Source organism: Streptomyces pactum, from assembly GCF_002005225.1.
Classification (GTDB): Bacteria; Actinomycetota; Actinomycetes; order Streptomycetales; family Streptomycetaceae; genus Streptomyces; species Streptomyces pactum_A.
Map to the genome: position 1 here is coordinate 6,092,811 of NZ_CP019724.1, position 17,171 is coordinate 6,109,981.

Annotated in this window: 16 protein-coding genes and 1 pseudogene; 8 read left to right on the forward strand and 9 right to left on the reverse strand. The window is 74.2% G+C overall.

The genetic code is table 11. The features are described from left to right. Positions 1 to 72 precede the first annotated feature (72 nt). From B1H29_RS26025 to B1H29_RS26035, 3 genes are all read left to right on the forward strand, one after another. Entirely contained in the window at positions 73 to 747 is a 675-nt protein-coding gene (locus B1H29_RS26025) for a response regulator transcription factor (protein WP_199832310.1), read from the forward strand. A 123-nt stretch (positions 748 to 870) separates the two neighbouring features. Beyond that, the gene (locus tag B1H29_RS26030; RefSeq protein WP_055416631.1) at positions 871 to 1,521 is read left to right on the forward strand and encodes a TetR/AcrR family transcriptional regulator; all 651 of its coding nucleotides are present in this window, start codon (positions 871 to 873) and stop codon (positions 1,519 to 1,521) included. A gap of 134 nt (positions 1,522 to 1,655) precedes the next feature. Continuing rightward, positions 1,656 to 2,387 (forward strand): bifunctional DNA primase/polymerase, encoded by a 732-nt coding sequence (locus B1H29_RS26035; protein WP_055416630.1) that lies wholly within the window; start codon positions 1,656 to 1,658, stop codon positions 2,385 to 2,387. Between the two features lie 124 nt (positions 2,388 to 2,511). On the opposite strand, the gene B1H29_RS26040 is transcribed toward B1H29_RS26035, so the two are convergent. Together B1H29_RS26040 and B1H29_RS39515 are read right to left on the reverse strand one after the other, a co-directional pair. Continuing rightward, the gene (locus tag B1H29_RS26040) at positions 2,512 to 3,513 is read right to left on the reverse strand and encodes a hypothetical protein (protein WP_055416629.1); all 1,002 of its coding nucleotides are present in this window, start codon (positions 3,511 to 3,513) and stop codon (positions 2,512 to 2,514) included. Further along, positions 3,488 to 3,610 (reverse strand): annotated as a pseudogene (locus B1H29_RS39515) (iron transporter); the annotation flags it as partial. The gene B1H29_RS26040 and the pseudogene B1H29_RS39515, both read right to left, overlap by 26 nt. Positions 3,611 to 3,917: 307 nt before the next feature. Between B1H29_RS39515 and B1H29_RS26050 the strand changes: the two are divergent. Continuing rightward, positions 3,918 to 4,562 carry a PhzF family phenazine biosynthesis protein gene (locus B1H29_RS26050; RefSeq protein WP_055416628.1) on the forward strand — a complete coding sequence of 215 codons (645 nt, stop codon included), beginning with the start codon at positions 3,918 to 3,920 and terminating at the stop codon, positions 4,560 to 4,562. 430 nt (positions 4,563 to 4,992) lie between these two features. Here the strand turns inward: B1H29_RS26050 and B1H29_RS26055 are convergent, their stop codons facing one another. Then, a complete protein-coding gene (locus B1H29_RS26055) occupies positions 4,993 to 5,640 on the reverse strand; it encodes a heme oxygenase (biliverdin-producing) (RefSeq protein ID WP_055416627.1) in 648 nt (215 codons plus the stop codon). A gap of 130 nt (positions 5,641 to 5,770) precedes the next feature. Next, on the reverse strand, positions 5,771 to 6,628 hold the full coding sequence (map, locus tag B1H29_RS26060; protein WP_055416626.1) for a type I methionyl aminopeptidase: 858 nt from the start codon (positions 6,626 to 6,628) through the stop codon (positions 5,771 to 5,773). A gap of 66 nt (positions 6,629 to 6,694) precedes the next feature. Between map and B1H29_RS26065 the strand changes: the two genes are divergently transcribed. Beyond that, positions 6,695 to 6,928 (forward strand): hypothetical protein, encoded by a 234-nt coding sequence (locus B1H29_RS26065; RefSeq protein ID WP_055416625.1) that lies wholly within the window; start codon positions 6,695 to 6,697, stop codon positions 6,926 to 6,928. 59 nt (positions 6,929 to 6,987) lie between these two features. Here B1H29_RS26065 and B1H29_RS26070 read toward each other — a convergent pair whose 3' ends face one another. Next, the gene (locus tag B1H29_RS26070; protein WP_055416624.1) at positions 6,988 to 7,590 is read right to left on the reverse strand and encodes a hypothetical protein; all 603 of its coding nucleotides are present in this window, start codon (positions 7,588 to 7,590) and stop codon (positions 6,988 to 6,990) included. A 350-nt stretch (positions 7,591 to 7,940) separates the two neighbouring features. Here B1H29_RS26070 and npdG point away from each other — a divergent pair, with 350 nt between their 5' ends. Beyond that, positions 7,941 to 8,648 carry an NADPH-dependent F420 reductase gene (gene npdG, locus B1H29_RS26075; RefSeq protein WP_055416623.1) on the forward strand — a complete coding sequence of 236 codons (708 nt, stop codon included), beginning with the start codon at positions 7,941 to 7,943 and terminating at the stop codon, positions 8,646 to 8,648. A gap of 92 nt (positions 8,649 to 8,740) precedes the next feature. Beyond that, on the forward strand, positions 8,741 to 8,932 hold the full coding sequence (locus B1H29_RS26080; RefSeq protein WP_055416622.1) for a hypothetical protein: 192 nt from the start codon (positions 8,741 to 8,743) through the stop codon (positions 8,930 to 8,932). Here B1H29_RS26080 and B1H29_RS26085 read toward each other — a convergent pair. Beyond that, entirely contained in the window at positions 8,922 to 9,719 is a 798-nt protein-coding gene (locus B1H29_RS26085) for a site-2 protease family protein (protein WP_055416621.1), read from the reverse strand. The genes B1H29_RS26080 and B1H29_RS26085 overlap by 11 nt on opposite strands. A 217-nt stretch (positions 9,720 to 9,936) precedes the next feature. Between B1H29_RS26085 and B1H29_RS26090 the strand changes: the two genes are divergently transcribed. After that, positions 9,937 to 13,833 (forward strand): AfsR/SARP family transcriptional regulator, encoded by a 3,897-nt coding sequence (locus B1H29_RS26090; RefSeq protein ID WP_107095217.1) that lies wholly within the window; start codon positions 9,937 to 9,939, stop codon positions 13,831 to 13,833. A 12-nt stretch (positions 13,834 to 13,845) separates the two neighbouring features. Here B1H29_RS26090 and B1H29_RS26095 read toward each other — a convergent pair whose 3' ends face one another. The 3 genes from B1H29_RS26095 to panB form a co-directional block, all read right to left on the reverse strand. Continuing rightward, positions 13,846 to 14,715 (reverse strand): ABC transporter permease, encoded by an 870-nt coding sequence (locus B1H29_RS26095; RefSeq protein ID WP_055416620.1) that lies wholly within the window; start codon positions 14,713 to 14,715, stop codon positions 13,846 to 13,848. Further along, complete coding sequence (locus B1H29_RS26100) at positions 14,712 to 15,740, reverse strand: ATP-binding cassette domain-containing protein (protein WP_055417702.1); 1,029 nt, start codon at positions 15,738 to 15,740, stop codon at positions 14,712 to 14,714. Before B1H29_RS26100 ends, B1H29_RS26095 begins: the two co-directional genes overlap by 4 nt. A 282-nt stretch (positions 15,741 to 16,022) precedes the next feature. Then, positions 16,023 to 16,898, reverse strand: coding sequence for a 3-methyl-2-oxobutanoate hydroxymethyltransferase (gene panB / locus B1H29_RS26105; RefSeq protein WP_055416619.1), 876 nt, complete (start codon positions 16,896 to 16,898; stop codon positions 16,023 to 16,025). Positions 16,899 to 17,171: the final 273 nt, after the last annotated feature.

The following is a 17,171-nucleotide window of genomic DNA, read 5'->3' on the forward strand; positions in this document are numbered from 1 at the left end:
GGCAGTCTCCGCCCGGCCGGACCGGTCGGCGGACCGGCCATCCTGGAAGTGGACCCACCCGTGGAACGTGAAATGGACCGCGCGCTGCGGATCGTGATCGCCGAGGACGACCCGTTGCTGCGCGAGGGACTCGCCCTCCTGCTGCGCGCCGAGGGCCTGGACGTGGTGGCCACCGCGGACACCGCCGAGGCGGTGCTCGACGCCATCGGCGAGCACGAGCCCGACGTGGCCATCCTGGACGTACGCATGCCGCCCACGCACACCGACGAGGGCATCCGCGCGGCCGTCGAGGCCCGGCGCCGGCGTCCCGCTCCGGCCGTCCTGGTGCTGTCCGCGTACGTCGAGCAGTCCTTCGCCACCGACCTGCTGACCGGCGGGGTGGGCGGCCTCGGCTACCTGCTCAAGGAACGCGTCGGGCGGGTCGAGGAGTTCATGGACGCGCTGCGCCGGGTCGCGGCCGGGGGCACGGCCATCGATCCGGAGGTCGTCGCCCAGTTGTTCACCCGGACCCGCCAGGACACCCGGCTGGAGCGCCTGAGCCCCCGTGAGCGGGAGGTGCTCGCCCTGATGGCGGAGGGCCTGGGCAACGGCGCCATCGCCGCCCGGCTCGTCGTCACCGACGGCGCGGTCCACAAGCACATCCGCAGCATCTTCGCCAAGCTCGACCTGTCCCCGGCCGACCAGGTCGACCGGCGGGTGGCGGCCGTCCTGCACTACCTGGAGAACGCGCGGGCGCGGCCCCGCTGACCGGTGCGCCCGGCCGGCCGCGACGGCCCTCCGGGCGCGTTGCCCCGGCGCTCGCGGCCCCCCTCCTCGTGTCTCCGCCGTTCCGCGAGACGTACCGTCTTGTCAACCTGGTAACTTCGAGACATGGCCGCCCAGAAACCAGCCCACGCCCCCACTCCCGTGCCCGACCGGCCGCACCCCGACGCCACCCGGCGCAGCCAGCGGTCCCGTCAGGCCATCTACGACGCCGCCCTCGCCCTGGTCGCGGAGGTCGGCTATCCCAAGACCACGATCGAGGGCATCGCCGCCCGCGCCGGCGTCGGCAAGCAGACGATCTACCGCTGGTGGGCCTCGAAGGCCGACGTCCTGCTGGAGGCCTTCCTCGATCTGGGGGAGCAGGCCGTGCGGGCCGCCGGTGAGGCGGCGTACGCCATCCCGGACACCGGTGACGTCGCCGCCGACCTCAAGGTCGTGCTGCGCGCCACCGTCGACGAACTGCGCGACCCGAAGTTCGAGGCCCCCTACCGCGCCCTGGCCGCGGAGGGCGTCGTCAACGAACAGCTCGGCCGGGAGTTCGTCACCAGGCTCCTGGAGCCGTCGCTCCAGCTCCACGCCGACCGGCTGCGCGCCGCCCAGGACGCCGGCCAGGTGCGACCGGAGATCGACCCGCGCATCGGACTGGAGCTCTTCGTCTCCCCGCTCGCCCAGCGCTGGCTCCAGCACACGGGGACCATCTCCCACGCCTACACCGACACGCTCGTCGACTACGCGCTCCACGGACTCGCCCCGAGGTGACCACGGGGTGACCAGGACGCGATCAGGGGGATCAGGGGAGTGGCCAGGGGAATTTGTCCCTTCCCGACCCCGAAGCGCGGAATGGTGCGACCATAAGGCATGCTGGTGCGCACGACGGCGAGCGAAGGGGATAGATGAGCGCGGAGTTCGGCGGTCGGAGCGGTCTGCAGGGCAAACTCTCCCAGTGGCTGCGCGGACGCCGCCCCAAGGAGGCCCCCGGTGACGGTGGCCGGGAGGACCTGCTGCTCGCCGCCGCCGGCGCGGGACTGCCCCTGGCGCCCGCCGCGCACCCGGCCGGGTACCGCTGCTCCTGCGACCGCGTCGGCTGTCCCACCCCCGCCCGGCACCCCGTGTCGTTCGCCTGGCAGACCCAGTCCACCACCGACCGCGCGCAGATCGAGCGTTGGGCCCGCCACCAGCCCGAGGCCAACTTCATCACCGCGACCGGCATGGTGCACGACGTCCTCGACGTCCCCCTCCAGGCCGGTCGCGAGGCGCTCGACCGCCTGCTCGAGGCGGGCATCGAGGTGGGTCCGGTCGCCGAGAGCGACGACGGCCGCATGCTGCTGTTCACCCTCACCCGCGGCACCCCCGAGGACGAGGACGAGTGGTGGCCCTGCGAGCTGGACTGCCACCCCGAGACCATGGACGAGCATCCCGGCCTGCGCTGGCACTGCCGCGGCTCCTACGTCCTCGTACCGCCCGCCAGCCTGCCCGGCGAGGACCGGACGGTGCACTGGGTACGCGGCCCCGAGCACCCGCTGCCGGACCCGCTGACCCTGCTGGAGACGCTGACCGACGCCTGCGCCCGGCACGCCGGTGAGGAGAGCGACCACGCGGGCGCGACCTGGCCCCTGCGCCGCTGAGCGAGCGCACCGCCACCGTCCTGCCACCCGGCCGTCGCCGTACTCCGCCTGAGCCGGCCTGCGCCCACCCGCCCTGCGCCTGCCCGCCCTGCGCCTGCCCGCCCTGCGCCTGCCCGCCCTGCGCCTACTCGCCCTGCGCCGACGTCAGACCCTGGACCCGCCCCAGGATCGACACCTGCCCGTCGCCGGAGCCCTCCGCCGGGTCGAGCGCGATCTCGTTGGAGACGAACTCCATCGTCAGCGACTGCTTGATCTCGCCGTCCGTCAGCGCCAGCACGTCCTTGTTCGGCGTCGGCACCGAGGCGCCGCGCGCGGCGGTCTGCTTCTCGAAGTGCCGGGTGGTGAAGAACACCAGCGCCCCGCCGTCCTCCGTGCGCAGCGCCAGCGGCGCGTAGTCGCCGTCGGTCAGCGGCTCGTCGATGTACTGCGTGACCAGGCCGGGCCGGGTCGACCGCTTCTCGCGCAACTCCCGCCAGGAACTGGTGTGGGCACCGTCCGCGAAGGTCTTCCCGCCGTCCTTCAGGTACGTCGTGTAGTCCTCGCTCAGGTCGGCCGGCGCTACGGCCAGTCCCGTGGAGTTCGCGGGAACGGCCTCGGCCCAGCCGTCCCGGTCGGTCTTGAACTCGGGCACCTTGCCGGGCGCGACCAGCGTCAGGTACGCCGCCTGCCAGGTCTCCTCCAGACCGTCGCGGGTGAAGACCAGCAACCAGCGGGCGTCGCCGCCCTTGTTGGCCTTGGTGTCCGCGACGAACCAGCGCGGCCAGCCCGCCTTCTTCGGGATGGTGAACTTCGCGTCCGTCAGCTCCAGCGGCGAGTGCGACGGATTGCCGTCCGGGTTGTTGGTCCGGCCCGCCTCCAGCCGCGCCGAGTCGATGGCGGCGAGGGCGCCGGTGGTGTGGTCGGCGTCCAGGGAGGGGTCGTACGCCTTGTCGGCCGCGTTGTAGGCGGCGGTGAACCGCTGGAGGGCCTTCGCGGCCTCGGCCCGGGTCGCCGACGGGAGCACCTCGCGTTCGCCGTGCACCACCACGCATCCGCTCGCCGTCAGCGACAAAGCGGTCGCCGAGGCCGCTATGAGCGCGCTCCGGTCAAGCCTGCGGGGCCTACGAGGGCCGCGGTTCCTGCTCATCAGGTTCCTTCACCTTCCCCTTCCCGGAGGCGAACCCTACCGGGGCGAGGAGGCGCGCGAGCGCCGGGACCGGGTACGGCGGCCACACCGTGACCTCACGTCCCGGGGCACCTCGACACGCCTGAACGGTTCGCGTCGTGGGACGCCTCCAACGCCGTCGCGGTTCGCGTCGCGGTCCACGTGACCCGGGGCGGCACGACCGAGGACGACGTGCCGCGGTGCCGACGAGGTCACCGCGGCGCACGAGGAACGCCTGGCCAGGCTGTCGGCGGGCCCCGCCGGACCGGACACCGAGCGCCGACGCGCCGCCCTGGCACGGGCGTACGCGGGCACACTCGCCGCCCTGCCGTACGACGAGGCCCCACGCCGGCCCGGCCGGCCGCGAGCGGTGCTTGAATGCCCCGGTGACTGACTACGACGTACTGCGTGTCTTCTGCGCGCCGAACGGCGGATACGGCAACGAGCTCGGCGTCGTCCGGGACGGATCCGTGCTGCCGGACCCCGCCGGGCGGCAGGAGCTGGCCGCGAAGCTCGGCTTCAGCGAGACCGTGTTCGTCGACGACCCCGAACGCGGTGTCGTCGACATCTACACGCCTGCTCTCCGCCTGCCGTTCGCCGGCCACCCCTGCGTCGGCACGGCCTGGCTGCTCGACGTGCCCGAGCTCGTCACCCCGGCCGGAGTGGTGGGGGCCCGGCTGGACGGCGAGTTCAGTTGGATCGAGGCCCGCCCCGAGTGGGCCCCGCCGCGCACCCTGCGCCAGTACCCCACCGTCGCCGAGGTCGACGATCTGGCGGTGCCGCCGCCCGGGGAGTGGATCTACGCGTGGGCCTGGCAGGACGAGCCGGCGGGGCGGGTGCGGGCGCGTGCGTTCCCGGGACGCGACGACGGCATCGAGGAGGACGAGGCGACCGGGGCGGCGGCGCTGCTGCTGACCGACCGGCTGGGGCGGGCCCTGAACATCACGCAGGGCACCGGCTCGCAGATTCTGACGGCGCCGCAGCCCGAAGGGTGGATCGAGATCGGCGGACGGGTGCGCCTGGAACGGTGACGGGCGCCACCGTCCGGCGGCGCCGCCATGACGGCCGGCGGCGCCGCGACCGCCACGGCCTTCGACGGGCACCCGCGCGGCGACGGACGGGCCCCCGCGCGGCGACGGACGGGCCCCCGCACGGCGACGGACGGGCCCCCGCACGGCGACGGACGGGCACCCGCGCGGCGACGGACGGGCCCCCGCACGGCGACGGACGGGCACCCGCGCGGCGATGGACGGGCACCCGCGCGGCGACGAGGGCGCCATCCGCGGCCCGTACTTCGGCAGCTTCGCCACGGACATCACCGGTAGCGACGTGACCTGTGGCGGCATCAACCGCCGCAGCGACGACCACCGCATCGACAACCGAGGCCGGTGGGCCCTCGCTCCCGGTCCCCCTCGGCCACGGCGGCCGAGGGGGACCGGTCCGTCCGCGGGCCGGGCTCGCTCACGCGGACAGCGGGAACTCCTCGGCGAGCGCCCGGAAGACCGCCGTGTTCAGGGCGAAGGCCCGCTTGCACTCGGCGACGACCCGCTGCTTGTCCAGGTCGTCCGCGCGGATGCCGTCCAGCAGCGCCCGGTACTCCCGCTTGAACGCGGCCGGGTTGCCGATGCCGTCGAAGACGTAGAAGCGGACCCCGTCGCCCTTCTTGGCGAAGCCCCACGTCCGCTCCGCCCGGTCGCGGACGACCTGGCCCCCGGCGAGGTCCCCGAGATAGCGGGTGTAGTGATGGGCCACGTACCCGGCCGGCCAGGTCTCGGCGCACTCGCGCACCCGGTCCGCGTAGGCCCGGGTGGTCGGCAGCTCGGTGAGGGACGCCCGCCAGGCGGGGCCCCGCAGGTGGGCCAGGTCCCGCTCCAGCGACGCCAGCCGCATCAGCTCGGGACGGATGAAGGGCCCCGCCACCGGGTCCGCCGTCAGCCGCGCGGCCCCGGACTCCAGGGCTTCGTACACGAACCAGAGCTGTTCGGTGTAGCGGGCGAAGGCGTCCACTCCCAACCTGCCGCCCAGCAGGTCGCTCATGAACGACGAGGTGTTCGCCTCTTCGTGCTGCTCGTGGGTGGCGGCTCTCAGGAGCGCCGAGAAGCTGTCCATGTGACCGATCTTCCATGGTTAGGCTTACCTAAGTCAACAGTCTTTCCGACGTCCTGTCGGTAAAAGCCTACCCGCACGCGAGCGGGCCCACCCTCCGAGGAGAGCGGGCCCGTGAAGGAGCGAGGTGCGGCTACGGAAGGGTCAGGATGTCGGCCCCGGAGTCGGTCACCACGAGCGTGTGCTCGAACTGCGCCGTCCGCCTGCGGTCCTTGGTCACGACCGTCCAGCCGTCGTCCCACATGTCGTACTCGTGCGTCCCGAGCGTCAGCATCGGCTCGATCGTGAAGGTCATCCCGGGCTGGATGACGGTGGTGGCGTGCGGGCTGTCGTAGTGCGGGACGATGAGCCCGGAGTGGAACGACGAGTTGATCCCGTGGCCGGTGAAGTCCCGCACCACCCCGTACCCGAACCGCTTCGCGTACGACTCGATGACCCGGCCGATGATGTTGATCTGCCGGCCCGGCCTGACCGCCTTGATGGCGCGGGCCAGCGACTCCCGGGTGCGCTCGACCAGCAGCCGGCTCTCCTCGTCCACGTCGCCGACCAGGTAGGTCGCGTTGTTGTCGCCGTGCACGCCGCCGATGTACGCCGTCACGTCGAGGTTGACGATGTCACCGTCGCGCAGCACCGTCGAGTCGGGGATGCCGTGGCAGATGACCTCGTTGACCGAACTGCACAGGGACTTGGGGAAACCGCGGTAGCCGAGTGTCGAGGGGTAGGCGCCGTGGTCGCACATGTACTCGTGCGCCACCCGGTCCAGCTCGTCCGTCGTCACACCGGGCGCGATGAGCTTCGCGGCCTCCTCCATCGCCCGCGCCGCGATCCGCCCGGCCACGCGCATCGCCTCGATCGTCTCGGGCGTCTGCACCTCCGGCCCGGTGTACGGCGACGGCGCGGGTTTGCCCACGTACTCGGGCCGGCGGATGTTTCCGGGTACGGAACGGGTGGGAGACAGCTCCCCTGGTACGAGCAGCGACTGGCCAGACATGTCAGCGAGTCTAACCAGCGGGCATACGAGAGCATGTCCCTGGCGGGTGGACGAAAGGAGACGGCCATGGCCTTGTTCAAGAAGCGCACGGTCGGAAAGCCGGGCGAGTGGTACTACTGCCTGGAGCACCGGAGGGTCGAGGAGGGCCCGGACTGCCCGGGAAAGGACCGCTTCGGGCCGTACGCCTCCCGCACGGAGGCCGAGCAGGCGATGCGGACCGCCCGCGAGCGCAACCTCGAGTGGGAGAACGACCCCAAGTGGCACGACGCCTCGGCCGCGGGGCGCGCGGACGAGGACTGACGGGGCACCTCCCCGCGGTCACCGCCGAGGCGATCGCCCGGCGTGCGCACCCGGGGGCGCTACCAGCCGGACGGCGGCGGCGCCGTCAGGTGGTCGGCCAGCCGGGACAGGCGGTCCCGGAAACGGCGGCGGCCCCGGGGCGGCGGCACCGCGTTCTCCCCGGCCGCCGCGCTGACCAGGTGCTGCACGGTGTCCAGGTCCAGCTCGGCGTCGTCCGGCACGGTCAGCGTCTCGTGCGCCATCGCCGTCAGCTCCCGCTCGCCGGTGCCCAGCGCCAGCACCGTCGCGCCGGCCCGGCGGGCGTCGTGGACCCGTTCCAGGAGCGCTGCGCCGGGGTCGTCGGGCGTCACCACGAGCAGTGTCTCCCCGCGCCGGGCCGCCGCCAGCCGCCCCGGCCCCACCGCCAGGTGCGCCGGGTCCGAAGGGCGCGCGTCGTGCCGTACGAGCGTGGGGGCCAGCTCCGGAGTCCCCGACCAGGCGGCCTCGTCCACCAGGTGCGCCGCCAGATGCCAGGGCTCGTACTCGGCGGTGCCCACCAGCAGCAGCCCGCCGCCGTGCGGGACCACCGACCCCCTGAGCGCCCCCGCGAACCTCCGGGTGGCCCCCAGCCACTCGGTCCCGGCGAGCACTTCCCGCAGCAGAGCGACCCGTACGGCGTCCATGCGCCCGCATCCTGCCGCACCCCGGCCCGCGCGGCCCGGCATTCGCCCCGGATTCGCCCGACTCGGGGACGATCCGGGTGCGGCCCGGGGACTGCTGGGACGGTCCGAGGACGGCTCGGGGACAGCCCGGGGGTGACCCGGCAGGCGATCCGGGGCGCCCCGGGGGCTGCCCGGGAACGGCCCGGGGACGGGCCGGGAGCGTCCCGGGGGCGGCTCGGGGACAGCCCGGGGGTGACCCGGCAGACGATCCGGGGAGCCCTAGGGGCGGCCCGGGAGCGGCCCGGGGACGGCCCGGCAGCCGGGTGGGGCCTGAACCCGCCCGGCGGTCGGGACGGACGTAGGGTCGGCCCATGACCTCTACCGACAGTGCTGCACAGAAGGCCCCCGCCAAGGACCCCTGGGACCTGCCCGACGTCTCCGGGCTGGTCGTCGGCGTGCTCGGCGGCACCGGCCCCCAGGGCAAGGGCCTCGCCTACCGCCTCGCCAAGGCCGGCCAGAAGGTGATCGTCGGCTCGCGCGCCGCCGAGCGCGCCCGGGCCGCCGCCGAGGAGATCGGGCACGGCGTCGAGGGCGCCGACAACGCCGAGACCGCCCGCCGCAGCGACATCGTGATCGTCGCCGTGCCCTGGGACGGCCACGGCAAGACCCTCGAATCCCTGCGCGGGGAGCTGGCCGGCAAGCTCGTCGTCGACTGCGTCAACCCGCTCGGCTTCGACAAGAAGGGCGCCTACGCGCTCAAGCCCGAGGAGGGCAGCGCCGCCGAGCAGGCCGCCGCGCTGCTGCCGGACAGCCGGGTCACCGCCGCCTTCCACCACCTGTCCGCCGTCCTCCTCCAGGACCCGGAGATCGACGAGATCGACACCGACGTCATGGTGCTGGGCGAGGTGCGCGCCGACGTGGAGATCGTGCAGGCCCTGGCCGGGCGCATCGCCGGCATGCGGGGCGTCTTCGCCGGGCGGCTGCGCAATGCCCACCAGGTCGAGTCGCTGGTCGCCAACCTGATCTCCGTCAACCGCCGCTACAAGGCACACGCCGGGCTCCGCGTCACCGACGTGTGAGGCGATGGGGGACACTGGTGGGTGCCGGCGGTACCCGTACCGCCCGTGTTCACCGCAGTACCCGCACGTGTCCCCCGACAGGAGCCCGCACCATGCCCCGCCTCGCCCTCTACGCCCTGGCCGTCTGCGTACTCGCCGTGGCCGCCGCCGTCGTCTCCTTCGGGCAGGGCAGCGTGCTGATCGGCGTCGTGTGGGTGCTGCTGTCGGGGCTGTCCTCCAACATGTGCTGGTACTACGTCAAGCGCGGCAGGGAAGCCCGCCGCTCCACGTCCGTCACGGGCTGACCGAGCACAGCTCGTCCGTCTGCCAGAAGCGGTACAGCTCGAAGCCGCAGTACGTGTCGATCTCGCCGATGCCGAGACCGCGCAGGAGCGCGTCGACCGCGCCGAAGAACACGCCGTTGACGGCCGGGATCCACAGCAGCGCGAACACGATCAGCAGCCCGAAGGGCGCGAGCGGCTCCACCTGCCGCCGTACGTTGTACGACAGCCACGGCTCGATCACCCCGTAGCCGTCCAGGCCCGGCACCGGCAGGAAGTTCAGGATCGCCGCCGTGACCTGGAGCAGCGCGAGGAAGGCCAGCGCGATCCGGAAGTCGCGCGGCACACCGTCCAGCGCGTCCAGCCAGAACGGGGCCGTGCACACCACGGCGAACAGGACGTTCGTCAGCGGTCCCGCGGCCGAGATCAGGCTGTGCCGCCACCGCCCCCGGATCCGCCCGCGCTCGATGAAGACGGCACCGCCCGGCAGCCCGATGCCGCCCATGATCACGAACAGCACCGGCAGCACGATGCTCAGCAGCGCGTGCGTGTACTTCACCGGGTTCAGCGTCAGATAGCCCTTCGCGCCGACCGAGATGTCGCCGCTGTGCAGCGCGGTGCGCGCGTGCGCGTACTCGTGCAGGCACAGCGACACGACCCAGGCCGCCGTCACGAACAGGAACACGGCCAGGCCCGGCTGCTCGGCGAACCCGGTCCAGGTGGCCCAGCCCGTGACCGCGGCGACGGCGACGATCCCGAGGAACACCGGACTGATCCGCCGGTCACTGGGGCGGGCGGTGGCGGTGGTCATGGGACTCCCTGGCGGTCGGACACACGTATGACCCGGCCGGGGCCGGCGGGGACTGCCCGACGGTACCGGGCGCACGGGGGGAACGTCTCGCGGGCGGCGGGAGGTTCCGGGGAGGCCGCCGCCCGCCTGGGGCCCGGACCACCGGACGGGCACCGGTTCCCGGACCTCACGCCGCGCCGTCGAAACCCCGTGACCGGCTCCGACGGCAGCGGGGACAATGGGCCCCGTGCGCTATCGCATCCTCGGCACCACACAGGTACTCCGCCCCGACGGCTCGGCCGTCCCGCTCGGCGGGGCGCGGCTGCGCGCGCTGCTGACCGTCCTCGCCCTGAGGCCCGGCCGCGCCGTGGCGGCGGGACTGCTGGTGGAGGAGGTGTGGGACGGCGATCCGCCCGCCGACGCGCCGGGTGCCCTGCAGGCCCTGGTCGGGCGGCTGCGCCGGACGCTCGGCGCGGAGGCGGTCGCCTCGGCCGACGGCGGCTACCGGCTCGCCGCCACCCCCGACGACGTCGACCTGCACCGCTTCGGCCGGCTGGCCGGCGAGGGCGCCCGCGCCCTGGCCGACGGCGACCCCGGCAAGGCGGCCGTCGTGCTCGACGACGCCCTCGGCCTGTGGCGCGGCCCCGCCCTCGCCGACCTGCCCGACCGCACCGCCGAGGCGGCCCGCTGGGAGATGCGGCACCTGGACGCCCTGCGCGCCCGGCACGCCGCCGCCCTGGACCTCGGTCAGGCCGAGCGCTCCCTGCCCGAGCTGACCGCGCTGTGCGACGGCCGCCCCCTGGACGAGCCCCTCCAGGCGCTCCGGCTGCGCGCCCTGCGCGACACCGGCCGCACCGCCGAGGCGCTGGCCGCCTACGAGGCCGTACGCCGACTGCTCGCGGACCGGCTCGGCACCGACCCCGGACCCGAGCTACGGGCTCTGCACGGGGAGTTGCTCAATCCCGCGGGGGCCGCGGCAACCGCGACCGGCGTGACCGGCGTGACCGGCGTGACCGGCGCCCCGGGCGCGGTGACCGCAACGGGCGGAACGGGCGCGGCGCCCGCCACACCCCCGACGCCCCCGACACCCCCGACGCCCGCGACGGGCGCGGCGCCGACGCCGGGCGTGCCGACCTCGCCGGGTGCGGCACCTGCGACGGGCGCGGCGGCCATGCCGGGCGTGGCGACCCCGCCGGGCGCGGCACCTGCGACGGGCGCGGCGACCATGCCGGGCGTGGCGACCCCGCCGGGTGCGGCACCTGCGACGGGCGCGGCGGCCATGCCGGGCGTGGCGACCCCGCCGGGCGCGGCACCTGCGACGGGCGCGGCGACCATGCCGGGCGTGGCGACCCCGCCGGGCGCGGCACCTGCGACGGGCGCGGCGACCATGCCGGGCGTGGCGACCCCGCCGGGCGCGGCACCTGCGACGGGCGCGGCGACCCCGCCGGGCGTGGCGACCCCGCCGGAGGCGGCACCTGCGACGCCCCCGGCGTCCGCCACCGGCGCGGCAACCGCGACGCCCCCGGCGTCCGCCACCGGCGCGAGGCCTGCCGCGTCCGCTGATCCCTCGGCGGGCGAGACCCCTGACGCCGTCGCTGCGGCCGCCGCCCGGCCCCGTGGCAACCTCCGCGCCCGGCTCACCTCCTTCGTCGGCCGGGACGCCGACATCGAGGCCCTGCGCGCCGATCTCACGGCCGCACGTCTCGTCACCCTCCTCGGGCCCGGCGGCGCGGGCAAGACGCGGCTGTCCCAGGAGGTCGCCGAGGGCGCCGGCGACCCGGCGCGGGACGGCGCCTGGCTGGCCGAACTCGCCCCCGTCGACGACCCCGACGCCGTACCGGAGGCCGTGCTGACCGCCCTCGGCGCCCGCGAGACCGTGCTGTACGGCGCCGGCGCCGAGGAGATGCGGGTCGTCGCCGCCCCCGACCGGCGGGCCACCGCCGTGGAGCGCCTCGTCGAGCACTGCGGCCGGCGCCGCATGCTGATCGTCCTCGACAACTGCGAGCACGTCGTCGACGCCGCCGCCCGCCTCACCGAGGAACTGCTCGCCCGCTGCCCCGGCCTGACCGTCCTCGCCACCAGCCGCGAACCCCTCGGCGTACCGGGGGAGACGCTGCGCCCGGTGGAGCCCCTGCCCGAGCCCGCCGCGCTGCGGCTGCTCGCCGACCGGGGCGTCGCCGCCCGCCCCGGCTTCCGCCCCGACGCCGACGAGGAGACCGCGGCCGCCTGCGCCGAGATCTGCCGCCGCCTCGACGGCCTGCCGCTCGCCATCGAACTGGCCGCCGCCCGGCTGCGGATGATGACCGCCCGCCAGATCGCCGACCGCCTCGACGACCGCTTCCGCCTCCTCACCTCCGGCAGCCGCACCGTCCTGCCCCGCCAGCAGACCCTGCGGGCGGTCGTCGACTGGTCCTGGGACCTGCTGGACGCGGAGGAACGGGACGTGCTGGGGCGGCTGTCCGTCTTCGCGGGCGGCTGCGACCTCGTCGCCGCCGAGGCCGTGTGCGGGCCCGCCGCCCTGGACGCCCTCGGCTCCCTCGTCGACAAGTCCCTGGTCGTGGCCGCACCGTCCGGCGGTGACGGCATGCGCTACCGGCTCCTGGAGACCGTCGCCGAATACGCCGCCGAACGCCTCGACGAGACCGGCGGCCGGCCCGCCGCCGAGCGCGCGCACCTGACGTACTACCGCGAACTCGCCCGGACCGCGGACCCCTTGCTGCGCGGCCCGCAACAGCTCACCGCCATCGAGCGGCTGGAGCGCGAGTACGAGAACCTGCGCACCGCCCTGCGCCACGCCATCGCCGAGCGCGACGAACAGGAGGCGCTCAGCCTGTCCCTCTCGCTGGTCTGGTACTGGCAGATGCGCGACCTGCGGGTGGAGGCCCGGAACTGGTTCAGCGAGGTCATGGCCCTCGGCCCCGACCCGTTCGCCGAGCCGGTGCGCCGCGCCGAGCCGGTGTGGGAGCGGTGCACGGCCGCCCCGCCCCCGATCACCGGCGAAGTACTGGCCGAGGCCCGGCGCGGGGTCCACCTCGCCCACCTCGCCTGCATGGACACCGAGCGGGAGGCCTGGGAGCAGCCGCAGGCCAAGCGGAAACTGCGGGTCATCGCCGAGACCTACGAACCGGGCATGCCCCAGACCTGTTCCCCTCCCGGCCTGCTCTGGTTCTTCGCCGTGATGCTCTCCGGCGACATGGAGCGGCTGCGCGAGATCATGGACGCCGCCGTGCGCACCTGCCGTGCGACACCCGGGTTCGAGTGGTCGCTGGCCGGCAGTCTGCAGATGCGCGCCAACTTCCACGCCAACCGCACCGAGTGGGCGGGCGACGCGGCCCGCGACGCCGACGAGGCACTGGATATCTACCGCCGCCTCGGCGACGCCTGGGGCACCGCCGAGGCGCTCGCCGCCCGCGGCGAGGCCCGTGAGCGCAAGGGCGAGTACCGACTCGCCGCCGCCGACTACCGGCTCGCCGCGGTGCACGCCGAACGGCTCGGCGCGCACGCCCAGGTGGACGTCCTGGAGGCCCGCCTCGGCAGCGTGCTGCTGGAGGCGGGGGACGGCGAGGAGGGCGAGCGCATCCTGACCGCCGTGATCGACCGGACCGAGGGGACCGGGCACAACGGCGCCGTGCCGGCCGCCCGGCTCTTCCTGGCCGGCTGGCTCGGCATGACCGACCGGATCGCCGAGGCGCGTGTGCAGTTGCGGCTGCTGCGCGAGGACTTCGCCGTCTCCCACTTCATCGTCTTCGACGCCTTCATCCTCGCCGCCGAGGCATGGATCGCCACGCTGGAGGACCGGCACGAGGAGTGCCTGGACAAGACCCGCATGGCGCTGGAACGGGCCGAGGACCCGCTGTCCGCCGCCGTCGCCCCGCACATGCGCTCCGGGTACCTGACCATCGCCGCGATGGCGCTGGCCCGCGTGGACGGCGGGCGCCGGGCCGCGGACGCCGCGCGCTGCATCGGCGCCGCCGACGCGCTGCTGCCGCCGGACCACGTCCCGATGGGCCTGGAGCGGGACGCGCGCGCCCGGGCCGCCGGGCGGGTCCGCGAGGTGCTCGGCGCCCAGGCGTACGAGGCCGCGCACGCCGAGGGCGCCGGCCTCACCGCGGAGGAGGCCGTCGCCCTGCTCTGATCCCGGGCCGGGTCAGGTCTTCGTACGGAACTTGTGGATGGCGACCGGCGCCATCACCGCCGTGATCGCCACCGACCAGCCGAGCGTCATCCACAGGTCGTGCGCGACCGGGCCGCCGACCATCAGTCCGCGCGCCGCGTCGGCGAGCGTGGACAGCGGGTTGTAGTCGGTGAAGGCCTGCAGCCAGCCCGGCATCGACTGCGGCGGGGCGAAGATGGACGAGCCGAACTGGAGCGGGAACAGCACCATGAATCCCATCCCCTGCACGGCCTGGGCGTTCTTCAGGATCACGCCCAGGGTGAGGAACACCCACATGATCGACGAGGCGAACACCGCGGACAGGGCGACCGCCGCGAACAGACCGGCCCAGTTCCGGATGTCGAAGCCGACCAGGACGGCGACGACCATCAGCACCGTCGTCGCGAACAGCATCCGCAGCATCTCCACCGAGATCTTCGCGAAGAGCACGGAGCCGCGCCCGATCGGCAGGGACCGGAAGCGGTCCATGACACCGGAGTTGAAGTCCTGGCTGAACCCGGTGCCGACACCCTGGGACAGCGTCATGCTCATCATCGCGATCATGCCGGGGATCACGTACTGCACATAGCCGTCCTGGCCGCCGCCCAGGGCCTGGCCGATCGAACCGCCGAAGACGTACACGAACAGCAGGGTGAAGACGACCGGCATCAGCAGGGCGTCGAACATCGACTCCGGGTCCTGCCGGATCCACAGCAGGTTGCGGCGGACCAGGGCACCGGTGTGCCGGACATGTCCGCGCGGCGAGATCCGGGCGTCGGCACGGGGAGCGGGGGGCACGGTGACCGAAGGGGCGGCGCGAAGCGCCTCAGGCGGGGTGGTGGTGGGAGACGGGCGGGCGCTCATACGGCGTCCTCCTCACGGGCGTCGGCGGGCGCGGAGTCCTGCGGGGCACTGGCGCGGTGGCCGGTGAGGGACAGGAAGACCTCGTCCAGGCTGGGCAGTTCGGTGGTGACGGAGGCGACCGTGATGCCGCGCGCGGTGACCGCGCCGACCACGGCGGTGAGCTGCTCGTCGCTGAGGATCGGCACCAGGACGTCACCGCGCCGCGCGTCCACCGTGGAGTTGGCGAGCCCGGTGATGCCCAGCTCGTCCAGGTAGGCGGCGAGCGGGCGCAGTTGGAGCGGGTCGGCCGGGCGGACGCGCAGGGTGCGGCCGCCGACCTTGGCCTTCAGCTCCTCGATGCCGCCGTTCGCGATGACCTTGCCGCGGTCGACGACGGTCAGCTCGGCGGCGAGCTGCTCGGCCTCCTCCATGTACTGGGTGGTCAGCAGCACGGTGACACCGTCGCCGACCATGCGCTTGACCTCGTCCCACACCTCGTTGCGGGTGCGCGGGTCCAGGCCGGTGGTGGGTTCGTCCAGGTAGAGGACGGCCGGGTGCCCGATCATGGAGGCGGCCAGGTCGAGCCGGCGCCGCATGCCGCCCGAGTAGGTGGCCGCGGGCCGCTTGCCGGCCTCGGTGAGCGAGAACCGCTCGAGCAGTTGGTCGGCCCGGGTACGGGCGTTGCTGCGGGACAGGTCGAGCAGGCGCCCGATCATGTACAGGTTCTCCCAGCCGGGGAGCTTCTCGTCCACGGACGCGTACTGCCCGGTGAGCCCTATCACCCGCCGGAGCTGCCGCGGCTGCCGGACGACGTCGTAGCCGGCGACGTGCGCCTGGCCGGCGTCGGGCGTGACGAGGGTGGACAGGATGCGGACGAGGGTGGTCTTGCCGGCCCCGTTCGGCCCGAGCACGCCCATCACGGTGCCCTCGCGCACATCCAGGTCGACGCCGTCCAGCGCCTTGGTCTCGCCGTAGTGCTTGACCAGCCCCCGTACGGTGACCGCGCTGCCCGCGGCGGTCGGGGGGTTGCCGTCGATTCGCTTCATGCCGACGACGTTGTCAGCCCGCACCGACAAACGACCGACATCCCGCCGACAGCCGTCCGGTACGACCGACATCCCACCGACAGCCGTCCGGGTACGACCGACATCCCGCCGACAGCCGTCCGGTACGACCGACACCCCGCCGACAGCCGTCCGCCGCGACCGGCGTCCCGCCGACGGGGATGTCGGCGCGGGCCGCGGGACGGACCGCCGGGCCGCCGCACATACCACCGGCCCCGCCGACGGGGGAAGATCGGCGGGGCCGGTGTGTGGTGCCGCGATGGCTCAGTGGACGGAGTGCTCCTCCTGCGGGAACGTTCCGCCGACGACGTCCTCGGCGAACGCCTTCGCCGCGTCGCCCATGACGCCGCGCAGGTCGGCGTACTGCTTGACGAACTTCGGCATCCGGCCGCCGGTCAGCCCGAGCATGTCGGTCCACACCAGCACCTGCGCGTCCGTGTCCGGACCCGCGCCGATGCCGACCGTGGGGATGTGCAGGGTCCGCGTCACCTCGGCGGCCAGCTCGGCCGGCACCAGCTCCAGGACGACCGCGAAGGCGCCCGCGTCCTGCACCGCCTTGGCGTCGCGCAGCAACTGCTGGGCCGCCTCCTCGCCCCGGCCCTGCACCCGGTAGCCCATCGAGTTGACGGACTGCGGGGTGAGGCCGATGTGCGCCATCACGGGGATGCCGGACTCCACCAGCAGCTCGATCTGCCGGTGCGAGCGCTCGCCGCCCTCCAGCTTGACCGCCCCGACCCCGGCCTCCTTGACCAGCCGGGTCGCCGAGCGCAGCGCCTGGACCGGGCCCTCCTGGTAGGAACCGAAGGGCAGGTCGGCCACGATCAGGGCGCGGCCGGTGCCCCGTACGACGGCGGCCGAGAGCATGGTCATCTGGTCCAGCGTGACGGGCACGGTGGTCTCGTAGCCGAGGTGGCAGTTGCCCGCGGAGTCGCCGACGAGCATGACCGGGATGCCGGCCTCGTCGAAGACGGACGCGGTCATGGCGTCGTAGGCGGTGAGCATGGGCCATTTCTCACCGCGCTCCTTGGCGGCGGTGATGTCCCGGACGGTGATGCGACGGTTGCTCTTGCCCCCGTACAGCGCCCTGTTCCCGTCGGCGGGCTTGCCCTGCGGCGTCGGGGCAGCCGAAAGCTGCGTCATGGCAACGGCTCCTTCATGTCATCTCGAGGCACCCTCACGGTGTCCCCGGATCCCTCCCATGGTGGCACCTCGTGCCTCCGGACGGCTAGGGGACCTGCGACACGGCCGCGTCCCGGGGCGGGGAAGAGGGGGCGAATGTGATCGTTGTGTCACAGAGCGGCCCGTGTCGACCCCGTTCGGAACTCCGGACGCCGGCTCCCACGTCCTTGTGCCAGTACGGCCGTCACGGGACGGCGGGATCGGAACCGATCATCCCCTAGGGTGCTGAGTCAC